General features: G+C 71.2%; 11 protein-coding genes. 4 read left to right on the plus strand and 7 right to left on the minus strand.

Annotated features, from left to right (window positions below; translation table 11 throughout):
• A partial coding sequence (locus tag JAO81_RS19035) for a hypothetical protein (protein WP_233415591.1) occupies window positions 1-299 on the plus strand: 299 nt, incomplete at its 5' end.
• Window positions 300-364: 65 nt separating this feature from the next.
• Here the strand turns inward: JAO81_RS19035 and JAO81_RS19040 are convergent.
• A complete protein-coding gene (locus tag JAO81_RS19040) occupies window positions 365-1,075 on the minus strand; it encodes a 1-acyl-sn-glycerol-3-phosphate acyltransferase (RefSeq protein WP_199549074.1) in 711 nt (236 codons plus the stop codon).
• Between the two features lie 107 nt (window positions 1,076-1,182).
• Here JAO81_RS19040 and JAO81_RS19045 point away from each other — a divergent pair, with 107 nt between their 5' ends.
• Both JAO81_RS19045 and JAO81_RS19050 read left to right on the plus strand, forming a co-directional pair.
• The gene (locus tag JAO81_RS19045) at window positions 1,183-1,431 is read left to right on the plus strand and encodes an acyl carrier protein (protein ID WP_199549075.1); all 249 of its coding nucleotides are present in this window, start codon (window positions 1,183-1,185) and stop codon (window positions 1,429-1,431) included.
• Window positions 1,428-2,633 carry a beta-ketoacyl synthase gene (locus JAO81_RS19050; protein ID WP_199549076.1) on the plus strand — a complete coding sequence of 402 codons (1,206 nt, stop codon included), beginning with the start codon at window positions 1,428-1,430 and terminating at the stop codon, window positions 2,631-2,633. The genes JAO81_RS19045 and JAO81_RS19050 overlap by 4 nt, the downstream gene beginning before the upstream one ends.
• A 68-nt stretch (window positions 2,634-2,701) precedes the next feature.
• On the opposite strand, the gene JAO81_RS42565 is transcribed toward JAO81_RS19050, so the two are convergent.
• The 6 genes from JAO81_RS42565 to JAO81_RS19075 form a co-directional block, all read right to left on the minus strand.
• Window positions 2,702-5,869, minus strand: coding sequence for a DUF5979 domain-containing protein (locus JAO81_RS42565; protein WP_233415596.1), 3,168 nt, complete (start codon window positions 5,867-5,869; stop codon window positions 2,702-2,704).
• A 2-nt stretch (window positions 5,870-5,871) separates the two neighbouring features.
• A complete protein-coding gene (locus JAO81_RS42570; RefSeq protein WP_233415592.1) occupies window positions 5,872-7,785 on the minus strand; it encodes an isopeptide-forming domain-containing fimbrial protein in 1,914 nt (637 codons plus the stop codon).
• Between the two features lie 152 nt (window positions 7,786-7,937).
• Window positions 7,938-8,957 (minus strand): TIGR00341 family protein, encoded by a 1,020-nt coding sequence (locus tag JAO81_RS19060; protein ID WP_199549077.1) that lies wholly within the window; start codon window positions 8,955-8,957, stop codon window positions 7,938-7,940.
• 43 nt (window positions 8,958-9,000) lie between these two features.
• Window positions 9,001-10,359, minus strand: a complete 1,359-nt coding sequence (locus tag JAO81_RS19065; protein WP_307813477.1) for a chloride channel protein — start codon at window positions 10,357-10,359, stop codon at window positions 9,001-9,003.
• A 79-nt stretch (window positions 10,360-10,438) separates the two neighbouring features.
• Window positions 10,439-10,855, minus strand: coding sequence for an SHOCT domain-containing protein (locus tag JAO81_RS19070; RefSeq protein ID WP_199549079.1), 417 nt, complete (start codon window positions 10,853-10,855; stop codon window positions 10,439-10,441).
• Between the two features lie 22 nt (window positions 10,856-10,877).
• Window positions 10,878-12,221, minus strand: a complete 1,344-nt coding sequence (locus tag JAO81_RS19075; protein ID WP_307813478.1) for a hypothetical protein — start codon at window positions 12,219-12,221, stop codon at window positions 10,878-10,880.
• A gap of 170 nt (window positions 12,222-12,391) precedes the next feature.
• Here JAO81_RS19075 and JAO81_RS19080 point away from each other — a divergent pair, with 170 nt between their 5' ends.
• Window positions 12,392-14,329: a rhamnogalacturonan lyase gene (locus tag JAO81_RS19080; RefSeq protein WP_199549080.1), complete on the plus strand. Its 1,938-nt coding sequence runs from the start codon at window positions 12,392-12,394 to the stop codon at window positions 14,327-14,329.
• Window positions 14,330-14,431: the final 102 nt, after the last annotated feature.

The following is a 14,431-nucleotide window of genomic DNA, read 5'->3' on the forward strand; positions in this document are numbered from 1 at the left end:
CCGCTGACGGTCCTGATGACAGCCTCGGCCGCGACGACCTCGGCATGCCCCGGTCCGACCTGAGCGCGCGGCCGTCCACCCTGGCGGGCCGGAGCCCCGCCTACTACGCCGCACTGGCCGAGGCCGGTGCGCGGCGCCTGGACCGCTGCGCCGAGCAACTCGCGGCCTGCGCACGCCAGTCCGGATGGAACCACGACAGCTTCGGCGAGGCCTGCCGGATGACGCTGCTCGAACATGCGAAGCGCTGCGCGCGAGCGGCGGCCGACACCCGTAAGGCCGCCGAGTGGCTTGCGCGTTGAACCCATCCCTCGCGGCCCGGACGACCGCGATGGTCCCCGGGGCCCCGGCAACCCGCGCTACCCGGCTACCAGAACGGCGTGGCCCGGCGGCGCCGGTCACGGTCGACCATGCCCTGCACGGTGAACCAGACCTCGTCGCACAACCGCCGTGCCACCGCGGCCCGTTCGGCGTACGAACCGGGGCAGGCGGGTGCCTGGATCGGCTCACCGAAGGAGATCAGCCACTTCGCGGGCAGCGGCAGCGGCGTGGTGACCGGGACGTAGGGCAGCCCGAACCGGCCGGCCAGGCCCGCGATCTCGCCGAGCTTGGGATACGTCTCCTCCGCGCCCACGATCGACACGGGCACGACCGGCGCCCCGGTCAGCACCGCGGCGCCCGCGAACCCGGGGCTGAACGGGCGCAGCCGGTAGCGCCGCGAGAAGGGTTTGCCCACCCCGTCGAACCCCTCGGGGAACAGCGCGACGAGCTCACCCGCGACCAACTTGTCGCGGCCCAGAGACGGGTCGTCGGTGACGATGCGGTGCCGTCGTACGTAATCGGCAAGGAGCGGCACGCGCAGGACGAGCTCCGACGCGTAGAAGTGCACGGGGCGGGCGAGCCTGTGCAGCAGCAGGTGGTGCAGGACGAAGCCGTCGAATCCCCAGGCCCCCGAGTGGTTGGCCGCGAGCAGTGCCGCACCGGAGGCGGGGATGTTGTCGAGGCCGCTCACCTCGATACGGAAGTAGTCCTCCGACAGCCGCCGGAGCAATTCGCCCACCCGGTCCGGCACCGTCATGTGGCCCCGCTTTCAGATGAAAAGGTGAGAAACCAGGGCTAATAATGTCACGCCGCTTGTTCTTCGACTATCCGCACAAACACCCATACAGACCCTAAGGCGTGCCCATGAGTACCTCCGCGACCCCCACGACCAAAGACCTGATCACCGGCCTCCTCGTCGACAAGTTCGAGGTCGATCCGGCGCGGGTGCAGCCCGGCACCCCGATGACGGAACTGCTCGTCGACTCGCTGATGGTCGTCGAGATGGCCATCTCCCTCAAGGACGAACTCGGCGTCGCCGTCACCGAGGAGGAGATCCGCGACCTCGCCTTCGCCGAGTTCTCCGACCGCGTCGACCGAAAGCGCGTGCTGTGACCCGCAACGGCTCCGTCGCCGTCACCGGCATCGGTCTGGTCACCGCGGCCGGATCCGATTCCGCCGCCACCTGGGACGCCGTCCGCGCGGGCACCGCGACCGCGGCGCCCGACCCGGAGCTGAGCGGACTGCCCGTGACCCTGAGCTGCCGCGTCCGGGGCGCCGCGGACCTGCCGCTGCGTCAACGCGGCGCCGTACGGCTCGATCCCGGCGCACGCATGGCGCTCGCGGCCGCGAGCGAAGCGCTCGACCGGGCCAAGCTCGACCCCGCCGAATGGGACGGCTCCCGCGTGGCCGTGGTCACCGGCGGAAGCCTCGGCGGGATGCACGCCGGGCAGCAGGCCGCCCGGCGGTTCACGGACGACGGTCCCGCGGCCGTCTCGCCGTACTTCCTCACCGGCTATATGCCCAACATGGTGTGCGCGACCCTGGCCCTGCACCTCGGCGTCACCGGCCCCACGTTCGCGGTCAACACCGCGTGCGCCTCGGGCGGTACCGCCATCGGTGTGGCCCGCGACCTGCTCACGTCCGGGCAGTGCGACATCGCTGTCGTGTGCGGCGCCGAAGCGGCCGTCACCCCGCTCGTCGTGGCCGGGTTCACCCAGCTCGGGGCCCTGTCCGATGTCGCCTCCCGGCCGTTCGACGAAGGACGCGACGGGTTCGTCATCGCCGAGGGCGCCGGTGTGATCGTGCTCGAACGTCCCGAGCACGCGGCCGCCCGTTCGGCCCGCGCGCTCGCCCAGCTCCTCGGCCACGGCCTCAGCAGCGACGCCCACCACCTCGTCAGCCCGCACCCCGAGGGCCGCGAGGCCGAACGTGCCCTGCGCACCGCGCTCGCCGACGCCGGCCTGACCCCGTCCGACGTCGGCCACGTCAACGCGCACGGCACCTCGACCCCGCGTGGTGACGCCACCGAGGCGGCGCTCATCGCGCGGGTCCTGCCGCACCGCCCGCCCGTCACCTCGGCCAAGGGCGCCCTCGGCCACACGCTCGGCGCGGCCGGCGTCATCGAGGCGGCCCTGACCGTACTCGCCCTGCGCGAGGACGTGGTGCCTCCGACGGCGGGTCTGGTCCGCCCCGATCCCGCGTTCGACATCGACCTCGTCACCGGACGCGCCAGGTCCCACACCTCGCCGATCGCCGTCAGTACGTCCTTCGGCTTCGGCGGCCACAACGCCGTCGTGGTCCTGGCCCGCGGCTGACCCTCCCCCACACGCGAAGACGCCGCCGGGTTCCGAGAACCCGGCGCCGTCCCGCTGTCCGTCAGCCGTTACGCGGAGAGCCGCTCCCTGCGTGCGGCCGCCCACCAGATCACCGCGCCGGACGTCAGCAGGGCCGTGAGCAGCGCGCCGATCAGCGCCCAGTCACCCGCACCGGTGTCCGCGAGGTGCTTGCCGTCCTTGTCCTTGTCGGGACCGTCCGGGTCCGGCGGCGGCGGGAACGTGTTGGTCACCGTCACCGTGGCCGAGCCGGTCACGTCCACCGCACCGCCCTTGGGCGAGTAGGAGACCGTCGCCTCGGCGGGGACGTCCACCTCCTTGACCGTGCAGTGGGCACCTTCAGGGACCGTGACCGTGCGCTTGCCGCCGGCCGGGAGGCTGAAGGCCCGGTCCCCGGCCGCGAGGGCCACGTCGCCCTCGGCCGTCGTGCAGACCAGCGTGAAGGAGTACGAGCCGGCCTCGTCCTCGCCGATCACCTTCTTGTTGATCACGAGCTTCGCCGCGTCGAAGGTGTTGGTCGCCGTGATGGTCGCCTGCGTGCCGCCGTCCTCCGTGACGATCACCGCGGTACGCGGCGTGCCGTGGTCGACGACCACGCTGTCGGCGCCTCCCGTGTCGACCTCGGAGGCCCAGCAACGGGTGTTGACCGGCAGCGGCTTGACGGTCACCGGCTTGTCGGCCGTCACCGTGTACGTCCTGCTCAGGATCTGAGCGGTCGGCTTACCCGCTTCGTCCGGCAGCGAGCAGGTGACCTTGACGTCGAAGGCACGGTCCTTCGCGTACGAGGCGGCGTCGCCGTCCAGCTCCTTGACCAACTGCAGCGAGCCGAAGCGGAAGGCGTTGGTGATACGGGCCGTCTCGACGGTCGTCGTCCCCATGCCGGGTTCGATGGTGACCTCGGCCGGGTTGTCCTTGGTGTGCGTGGCCTCGCCGCCGCGCGCCGAGGTCTCCCACACCTCGCACTCCGCGCCCGCGGGGATGCCCGTGAGGGTGACCGGCTTGTTCGCCGAGACCATGTAGTCCGCGTCGATCACCTTGCGCGGCAGTCCGCCCTGCGGGTGGATGACGCAGGTGACGTGGAACGGGAACGGGACTCGGGCCAGGACCGGGTCGAGTACGTCGGGGCTGGACCCGATCCGCTTGACCAGCTTCAAGTCGCCGTAGGCGAGGGCGACTCCGACCTGGATGGGTTCGTTGGGCTGCAGAACCCGGGGGCTGCCCGCACGGTCCGTGGTCTCGTTGTGGGCGTAGGAGTTCCAGGCGATCGTCGGGTCGCCGTTCTTCTTGACGTCGAGCGGGGTGTCCATCGCCCAGCTGATGTCCACCGTCTCGCCCGGTGCCATGGCCGGGGAGAACACCAGGTCGTACCGGGCTCCCACGGCCTGCGCGCTGTACGCGTCGTCCCAGGTGGAGGTCGGGCACCGCGGTGCGCTCGAACCCGCGCCGCCCATGTCGAGGTCGTCGGTGCACAGGGGCTCGGAATTCTCGTACGAGACCGTCATCGTGCCCGGGCCGTCGAGCTGCGGCCGGGAGGCGAGCGTGGGGCGCTTGTCCCAGGCCGTGCCGCGGGCCTGGTCGAGGATGACGCCCTTGTCGCCCTGCACCGGGAAGCGGTCGACGATCCGCATCGCGGTACCCGACTCCGTACCGGCGTTCTGGATGCGCATCAGGTAGTGGTACTCGTCGCCCGGATCGACCAGCGCGATACAGGGGTTGGCGGTGTAGCGGCGGCCGGCCGCGTCCGTGGTGGTCAGGCAGGAGGAGTCGCCGACCGGGACGGTCTTCTTGTCGCGGGTGTTGAACCAGCCGAGCGAGTCGTTGCCGGAGACCCACTTGCGGGCGGCGAAGGCCGCGCCCGACTTCGCGGTCAGGGTCGCGGTCGCCGTGCAGTACAGGCCGCTGCCGAAGGCGCCGTCCGTCTCCGAGGCGGCCTCGCAGGCGAGGTCCGGGTCGGAGGAGGTGGCACCGGTCTTGTTGGTGACCACGTCACCGGCGTTGATGCCGGGTTCGAGCTTCACGTGGATCTCGATGGTGAGGGTCGCGCCCGGGGCGAAGACCCAGGGCTTGCCGTCCGCGTCCTTCGAGAAGTCCCACGTCAGTCCGGAGATGCGGTCGCCGGACGTGGTCTGCGTGAAGTCCGGGGCAGGGACGGGCTCGGTGCCGTCCGGGACCGCGGTGTTGATGACCTTGTACGGTTCGCCGTTGTCGCCCGCGAAGGTGTCGACGAACTCGATGCCCTCGGGCAGCGCGTCCTTGACGACCAGGTTCGGGACGTTCGCCGTACCGGTGTTGGTGACCTTCAGGTAGAAGGGCGCGTCCTCACCAGGGGCGAGAACGGTGTCGGGGACCTTGCTGATGGTCAGCCGGGGCGTGCCCTTGACCAGGTCGAGGGTGGCGCTCACCGGGTCGATCGCCTTGGGCTTGTCCGCGGGCTGCAGCTTGGTGAGGAACGATCCGCTGACCGTGTCCTCCAGGTGGCTGGGGACCGGTTCGCCGTTGGAGCGCAGGGATTCACGGGGGCTGACGTCCAGGACGAGGATGCCGGAGCAACTGCTGCTCGCGCACTCGGGCTTGATGACGTACCCGTCGTTGGTGGTGCTGGTGGAGCTGTATGTGACGCGGATGCCGGTGACGTCGGCGGGGTTCACGCCGGCGGGCAGTGCGGCCGAGGAGGACGGGGTGCCGTTCACCCAGGCGCCGTTCACGTACGCGTCGATCTGTACGCGGTTGGCGCCGGCCGGCATCTGGTTGGACTTGACGGAGACGAGGTCGACGGCGTCGAAGAAGTCCCCGTCGCGGTCGGTCATCTGCAGGGTCTTGGCGGACATGTTGCCGGTGTTGGCGATGGTCAGCGCCATATCGGCGTGCTGGCGCGGCAGGCCCGGCACGTACTCGGGCAGCGAGCCCGGGCTGATCGACTTGTTCAGCGAGGCCGAGTCGGACGCGGGCGCGGTGTCCATCGAGGGACCGCAGACCGGGGCGCCGGGCGTGTAGTCGCCGCCCGCGTCGATCGAGTAGCAGTTCTGCAGCGTGGTGCCGTCGGGCACCCCGGGGCGCCGCTCGGCGACGACGGTCAGGGTGAAGCCGCTCTGCGGGGCCAACTCGCCCTGGTAGCTGCCGCGGACACCGGTGGCCCGCTCGAGCAGGGCCGTGTCGCTCGCGTCGTACGCGACCCAGGCGCGCGCGCCGCCCCCGGCGGGCGGGGCCCACAGCTCCATCTTCACGGGGGCGGCCGCCGGGCTGGCGGGGTGCCCGGGGTGAACTGGAGGACGAGGAGGGGGGGGGTGGGGGCGGGCGTCCCGTCCGGGCCCCCCGCCGGGTCGGTGACGACCGGGGAGACCAGCGGCTTGTTGCCGTTGTTGGTCACCTTCAGGTTCATCGTGATCGGCTGGTCGGCCGGGATCTCGTGCTGCGAGGAGTCCTTGGTGCCGCTGCCGGAGGTGTTGGGCGCCTCGATCGGCAGGTTCTTGCAGGCGTCGCCGGAGGCGGTGCCGCTGCCGTCGGTGCGGCCCGCGTCGCCCTTGTACGAGGCGCAGTTGTCGACGCCCGGGCTGGTGCCCGAGGGCAGGTCCTGCGCGGTGACGTCATCGGTCAGCGTGCCGTGCAGGTCGAGGCCGGCGGTGGCGCCTTCCGCGATGGTCGGGTTGCCGTCCGCGTCCACGCCCGTGTAGGTCACCTCGACCTTGGTGACGGTGGTGCCGCGCTTGGCGACGTCCACGGTCGTGTTCTCCGTGTACGTCTGCTCGAAGGTGGACCCGTCGGCGTACGTGACGGTCAGCTTCGCCTCGGTGGCGCCCTCGGGGAAGCGCAGCCGCACCTTGTCGACGTCGAGCTTGTCGAACTCGCTGGTGGTGTCGGCGGACGGCTCGGTGATGGTGATCGACTTCACCGGGAACGGCGAGGCGTTCTTCACGTCGACCTCGGTGCTGACCGGCGAGTTCTCGCCGAGCACCGCGTGCTCACCGGTCTCCTGGGCGAAGTCCCCGTCGGTGTCCGGGTAGAAGCGCTTGGTCGGCTGGAGCACCAGGATGTCCGGGAGGATGTCGTACGGGGCGCAGGCCTCGGTGCCTTCGACCTCGCCCTCCGTCTTCTCCTTGACGGCGGGGGTCGCGCAGTTGTTGACGGTGATCTTGTCCGTGGGCCGCAGCGGGGAGCCGTCGGAGCGCTTGGTGTCGCGGAGCTTCATCTCCACGTCGACGGTGCCGCCGGTCTCGTCGTACGGGAGCGGGTCACCGTTGCTGTTGGTGAAGACGACCTCGAAGCCGACCACGTCCTCGGGGTCCACACCGCGGGGCAGCGGCAGTTCACCGGGCGCGGTGATCGCGGCGCCGGTGTGGGTCCTGCCGTCGGCGGTCGTGACCACGAGACGGGCGGTGTCGGCGCCCTTGGGGAACGCGGTGACCGAGGCGCTGACGAAGTCGAAGTTCTCGAAGGTCTCCGCGCTGGTGTCGGACACCGACAGCTCGCCGACCTCGGCGGACGAGGAGGAGTTGTTGCGTACGCCCAGGGTGATCGTGCTGGTCTCATCGCTGCCCGCGACGGCCGAGCCGTCCTTCCAGGTCTTGGTGGTGACGGGCTTGACCACGCGCGGGATGGTCACCGTGACGTCGGTGTCGGCGGTCGCGGGGTCGGCGTTGTCGGCCTTCACCTCGGTCGTGTTGGTGATGACCGTGCCGTCTTCGAGCGGGGTGTCGGCCGGCACGCGCATGCCGATCTCGATGCTGCCCGCCTGGCCCGCCCGCAGGCCGGTCTTGCCGGCGGGGTTCTGCAGGGGCTGCTTGTAGGTGACGGTCAGCAGCCGGGTCGACTCGTCATAGGTGACGTCCCGGCTGCTGGTGGACTGCGGCAGGGTGGTGACGTCCAGGCCCTCGGGCAGGGTGTCGGTGACGGTGAAGTCCACACAGTCGACGGTCAGTCCGGAGCACTGGCCGGTAAGGGTGTAGATGAACTCGTCGCCGGGCTCCAGCGGATCGCCGCCCGTGTCGTTGGTCTTGGTGATGCTGACAGCGCTCCGCGGATCGTCGGGCGGCGCCGGCACCGCGGGCACAGCGGCCGCCTGCGAGCCGTAGAGGACCGCGAGCGCCGTCGTCGTACTGAGAGACAGGCGTGAGAGCCCGCGGAGATGTCCCGGCATGGAGGTCCTTCGTCCGGCTGCCTGATGCGATTGCTCAAGGCAACGTAAAGACCTGCGCCAGGACGGGCGGCAGTCCCACGCCACAGATCTAACGATCCCTCAGCGAGATGCGGCCGAATGCAGCAGCCTTCCACCCGATGGGGTGGCGGGCGTCAACTGCGGGGTGACTCCTGCACCGTGCACGTGTCGGTGTCCGCCGGACACCAGTGTGTACGGCCGCCGACCAGGTGGAGTTCGAGGTCGGCGTCGCGCATGCCGTGGCGGTCGAGCGCGGTGCGCAGGGCGGCGGGGGCCGGCTGCGGCGGCAGGCCGAGGACGCCGATCACGATGATGCCGTTGCGGGCCTCGACGGAGGCGATCTGCCACTTGCCGGTGGCCGCCCACGCCTCGGCGACCGGCCGGGCGCCGGCGGCGAGCGAGCGGTCGCGGGCCACGGTCACCGTGCCCGTGGTGAGCGGGACGGCGATCAGGACCACGACGCCGAGGATGACGGGCAGGGTGCGGCCGCTGAACTCGCCGACGTGCAGGCCGGCTTCGGAGGCCGCGTCCCGTACCCCGTACACGAGGAAGACGATGGTGCCGGTGGCGACGATCGCGGCCACGTTGGTGGCGAAGAGCAGCGCCGACTCACCGGCGTCGTGGTAGCGGTGCGCGGTGATCAGCAGGCCGGTGACCACAAGGGGCGGTACGAGGGAGATCGCGATGGCGACGCCCGGCAGGGTGTCCGAGATATCGGTGCGCACCAGGGCGAACGCGCCGACCGTGCCGGTGGCCAGGGCGGCCAGCAGATCGATCAGGCGGGGGCTGATCCGGGACGAGACCTGGCTGTTGGAGGCGAACGCGTCGGGCGGCGAGACGATCCAGCCGAGCAGCATGCCGATCACGACGACGGCGCTCGCGCCGAGCAGGACGAGCAGCACGCTGCGCAGCACGTGGTCCCGGTCGGCGAGGACCAGGGCGAGGGCACTGCCCAGGATCGGGGTCATCAGCGGGGCGACGATCATCGCGCCGATCACCGTGGCGGTGGAGTCGCCGATGACGCCCGCGCCGGCGATCACCGAGGCGAGCACGAGCAGCGCCCAGAAGCGGGTGGAGGAGGGGCTGCGCAGGGAGCGCTCGATGAACAGCGCCTCGGTCATCCGCCGGGCGGCGTCCGCGTCGACTCGTGCCATGTCCGGGTGTCTCCCTTCTGTTCCGTACGGTGCGGGCACCCGCTCAGGGCGCGTTCGGCAGCACGGCCTGCTGATCGCGCGCCGGTACGAGCTGTGCGGCGACCAGGGCCACGACCACCGCGATCACGATGAGCGGCATCTGGTTGTGGGCGTCGTTGCCGAGCAGCAGCACCGTGAGCACGGAGGCGCTCAGGGGCAGACCGGTGACGACCGCGCTCGCGGCCGCCATGCCGAGCGCGAGCCCCGGTGTGGCGCCGAGCCCCGGCAGTCCCGAGCAGGCGATGCCGATGGCGCCGCCGAGCAGGATCGCCGGGAAGATCGGGCCACCGCGCAGGCTGCCGAGGCAGAGGCTCCACGCGAGGCCCTTGCACAGGAACAGCAGGAGCAGCGCCACCACGGACCAGTTGTGCGGATCGGCGGCGAGTGCCCCGAGGGCCGACTGCCCGGAGAGCGCGGCCTCTTCCGGAGAGCGGTCCGTGAGCAGCGCGTACAGCGTGAGCAGCACTCCGGCCCCGAGGGCGCACAGGACGATGCGGAAGGCGGTCCGCTCGCCGAGCCAGCGCTCGACCAGGTAGCCGAGGCCGCGCAGATAGGCGACGGCCACGCCGATCAGGGCGGCGACCGGTACGCCCCACAGGAAGTCACCCGCGTCGGGCGTCATGTCCGGCGGCACCTTCGGCAGATGGAGCGCGCCGATCGAAAGGCCGGTCCAGTCGCCGAACCCGGTGAAGACCAGCGCCCCGGTGGCGCTGGCGATCAGGCAGGGCAGCAGCAGCATCACGGGCGCCGCGCCGCCGAGGCCCGCGCTCTCGACGACGAGGGTGGCGGCGGTGATGGGGCCGCCGAAGATGCTGGAGATCGCGGCGGTCGAGCCGGCGGTGGCGAGCAGCATGGGCGCCTTCGCGGCTACCGGGCCCTGCCCGGCCTGCTGCTTCATTCCCCTTACGGCGAGCAGCGCGAGGCCGCCGCCGATCGCCATCAGGGGCGCCTCGGGGCCGAGGACGACACCGAGCGGCAGGGCGGCGAGCGCGGCGAGGACGACGCTGGGCAGGTCGAGCGGTCCGATCGGTGCACCGCCCAGACCGTGGACGGGGACGTGGCCGCCGTGGCCGCGCATCCGCGTGATGATCGGCGCGAGGATCAGGCCGGCGAGCAGCAACGTCGGCAGCGCCCACCACCAGGGGGCGCGGTCGTAGCCGAGCTCTTCGGGGAGCTTCTCCCAGACCAGGTGCTGCAGTTCGTGCTCGGCGGTCAGGAAGAGGAAGCACGCGAGGGCGACCGGGATGCCGATCAGGGCGCAGAGCAGCAGCAGCCGGAGGTAGCCCGGGCTGAGCAGCGTGCTGCGGAGCAAGGCCGTGCCCTTCTCGGTCGAAGGGCTCTGCTCCGAGGTGCTGCTGTCCACGTCGTCACTCCCCTGATCGGACATCGGCCGCCGGTCGGAAACAGCCGGTGGTCAGGGACCGGCTGCCGGAACCCGGCTGTCAGGCGAGGAACTTCTCCTTGGCCTTCGCGAACTCCTCCTCGGTGAGCGCGCCGCTCTCCTTGAGCTGGGCCAGCTTGGCGAGTTCGTCGGTCTTCGACGGCCCGGCTGCCGCGCCGCCCTCGGTGCCCGCGGCCTCGCGTACGTACTCCTTGAAGGCGGCCTCGGCCTTCTTGGCCTGGGCGACATCGCGTTCGCCCATGGAGCGGCCGCGGGCGATCACGTAGACGAAGACACCGAGGAACGGCAGCAGGATCGTGAAGATCAGCCAGCCGGCCTTGCCCCAGCCGCTGAGGGAGTCGTCGCGGATGATGTCGCCGATGATCTTGAAGAGCAGGAAGAACCAGAGCACCCAGAAGAACAGCAGGAGCATGGTCCAGAACAGGTTGAGCAGCGGGTAGTCGGCGGCGATGGTCATGGCGCTCTCCTTTGGTGGGCTGTCAGGAAACCGGGGTCTTCGGGGGGTCCGCGGGCTGCGCGGTCCCGGTGTCGGTGTCGATGCCGCCGGAGGGTCCGGCGAGGAAGTCCACGACGGCCAGCGCGAACAGCAGCGCCAGTGCCAGGCCGATGACGACCAGGCCCGTGGGGTAGCTCCAGAGCAGATACGTGAGGACGGCGGCCGCGATCAGGACCCAGACGATCCACTTGCGGTGTCCGGCCACCCAGGGACCGACCGGTCCGAGGTTCATCCCCGCGCGGTCCGCGGTGCCGCGTACGGCGCCGATGCCCGAGAACCACAGGTTCCGTACGAGCCCGGCCCGCCGGCCCGTGCCGGTCAGCCAGGTCGCGAGGGCGACGATGACGCCGAGGGCGACGGTCATCCGTACGGTCGTGCGCAGGAAGTGGGTCAGCGCGTCGTAGACCGCACCGGCCGCGGGCTGCGAGACGCCCTCGGGAAGGGCGTCCAGGTAGACGGGCCGGAAGACCGTGAGCGCAAGACCGAGCAGGGCGACGGTGACGGCCACGCACAGGGCGGCGGTGACCACGGCGCGGCGGCGGTTGCGGGCGAGCAGGACGCCGCCGGCGATCAGGAGCAGGGCGAGCACGGGCAGCCAGTTGCCGACGAGCTGGAGCAGCCGGAAGCCGGTGCGGGCCTTGGTGATGTCCTCGGACTTGGCCACGGCGAAGTCCGTGTGCACCTCGGGGATCTTCTCGGCGAGGGTGAGCCCGTTGTCGACGAGGCGTTGCTTGACCTCCTCGACGACGGGTGCGAGATCGACGGTGACCGTGTTCCCGTCGAGCTTCACCGCGCCGCCGCCGTCGCCCGTGAGGGCCTTGTTCATGGCGGCGTGCGCCTTGCGGTTCAGCTCGGTCCACAGCGTCTCGAAGGCGTCGGAGGCGACGACGTCGCGGGCCTTGTCGTTGACGAAGCTGCGGACGGCGTCCTCGAGGGAGTTGCCGAGCTTGCCGAGGGCCTTCTCCAGGAGCGGGCGTTCGTCGCTCGCGGCCGAGGAGAGGAGGTCGTTGAGGTCGATGTGGTCCATCGCCGCGTCGGTCACACGGGCCGCCACGGCGTTCTGGACGTCGGGGTCGGAAGCGAGCGGCTGCACGGTGGACACGTAGCGGTCGGTGTCGCCGATGACGCCGGAGGCCCAGGCGGCCACGACGCTCAGGGGCGCGAGGAGACAGCCGAGGACGATGAGGACGGTCGCGAGCGTGGAACGGCCGCGCCGCCGGGGGCGTCCGGCCGGCTGCGCCTGGGCCTCGGCCTCGAGCGCCGCGACGCGTGCGCGCAGGCGCGCGACTTCGCCGTCCGCGCTCGTCCTGCCCGTCTCATCCGGCACGTGGCCACCTCCAGGTCGTAACGGACAGCGAAACCCGGGGGCGGGGTGGCAGCGATCCGCACGCGGCCGTTCGAGTGAACGCGGAGGTCACGCGGAGGCGGCAACCTGCGGGCCCCTCAGCGGCGACCGGAGTACGTCAGCAGTCCCCAGCCCCCACCCGTGAGGTCCTGATGCCGCAGCTCCCCCCGCCCGGCCGGCGCCACCGCCGCCGTCCGAGACATCTGCTCGCCGCGCTCGTCGCGACCGCCGTGCTCGGTGGCGCCGGGTCCTTCGCCGTCGACCGGTTCGCGAGTGCCGCCGCGGACGAGCCGTCCGCGCCCGGGAACAGTGCCGCGAAGGCGCGCGCCGCGGCGCGCGTCGCCGGACGGCTCCGCCGCGGGCTGGTCGCCCGGCCGGCCTCCGGTGGGGTGCTGGTCAGCTGGCGGATGCTCGGGGACGATCCGGCGGCCGTGACGTTCCGGCTCTATCGCGGCGGCTCGTTGATCGAGGAGACAGCGAAGACCAACTTCCTCGATACGAGCGGCAGTTCAGGCGACTCGTACGAGATCCGGGCGGTCGTCGGCGGTGTGGAGCGGCCCGGCGGGAAGGCCGGGGTGTGGAGCGCCGGGCGCAAGGACATCCCGCTGCGGAAGCCGGCCGGCGGCACCACGCGCGACGGGGTGGCCTACACCTACGCGGCCAATGACGCCTCGGCCGCGGATCTCGACGGCGACGGACAGTACGAGCTGGTCCTCAAATGGGCGCCGTCCAACGCCACGGATGTGGCCAACTCCGGTACCTGTACGGGTCCGACGGTCTACGACGCGTACGAGCTGAGCGGCGAGCGGCTGTGGCGGATCAACCTGGGCACGAACGTGCGCAGCGGTTCGCACTACGACTCGTTCCAGGTGTACGACTACGACGGCGACGGCAAGGCGGAGCTGGCCGCGCGGACCTCGGACGGTTCCAAGGACAGCGCGGGCACCGTCATCGGGAGCGCGACCGCGTCCCATCTGGACGGCAACTGCGCGGTGTTGAGCGGGCCGGAGTATCTGTCGGTGTTCAACGGACAGACCGGCCGGGTCATGGATTCCGAGCCCTTCCAGCCGGCGCGCGGATCGGTCGCCGACTGGGGTGACACCTGGGGGAACCGGGAGGGCCGGCTGCTGTCCGCCACCGCGTACGTGAGCGGGTCGCGGCCGAGCATGATCTTCAGCCGGGGGATCTACGAGCGGATCGCGATCGCCGCGTACGACTGGAACGGCTCGCAGATCTCCCGCCGCTGGACCTTCGACACCAACAGCTCCAGCAATTACGGCAAGGGCTATGACCGGCAGGGCAACCACAACCTCGCCGTCGCCGATGTGGACGGGGACGGCAAGGACGAGATCCTGTACGGCGCCATGGCCGTGGACGACGACGGCAGCGGGCTGTGGACCACGAAGCTGGGGCACGGCGACGCGCTGCACGTCGGCGATCTGGATCCGGCGCGGCCCGGGCTCGAGTCCTTCAACGTGCATGAGCACACCGACTCCGCGTACGGCTTCGAGATGCATGACGCGCGTACGGGGCAGATCCTGTGGGGCAGCCGCACGGGGACGGATGTGGGGCGCGGGATCTGCGCGGATCTGACGCGTGCGCACACCGGGGCCGAGTGCTGGTCGAGCGGCGGCGGTCTGTACGCCGCGAACGGTACGAAGATCAGCGACGCGGTGCCGGGCTTCGGTGGCGGCGCCTCGTACAACTCCGCGATCTGGTGGGACGGCGATCCGCACCGCGAACTGCTCGACCACCGCTGGTCGGGGTCGGCAGGGTCGGGCTACGGGCAGATCCTCAAGTACGACGGCGACAGCGAGCTGACCCGCATCTGGGCCGACACGGACGCGCGCTCCAACAACTGGACCAAGGGCAGCCCGGCCCTGAGCGCGGACCTGCTCGGTGACTGGCGCGAGGAGATGCTCTGGCGCAACGCCGACTCCACCGCGCTCCGGCTCTACACGACACCCCATCCCACCGAGTACCGGCTGCCGACGCTGATGCACGACCCCGTGTACCGGCTCGGGGTGGCGTGGCAGAACACGGGCTACAACCAGCCGCCGCAGGTGAGCTACTACCTCGGCAGCAAGTAGGGGCGCGCACGAGGGGCGGGTGGCCCGGCCACCCGCCCCTTCGAGCTGTCCTCAAGTTCCCTGGCAACGGACCTGGTTGTGACCATTGACACCTCCCCGAAC

Origin of the sequence: Streptomyces sp. N35, from assembly GCF_016464295.1 — a bacterium.
In the GTDB taxonomy this organism is placed as follows: Bacteria; Actinomycetota; Actinomycetes; order Streptomycetales; family Streptomycetaceae; genus Streptomyces.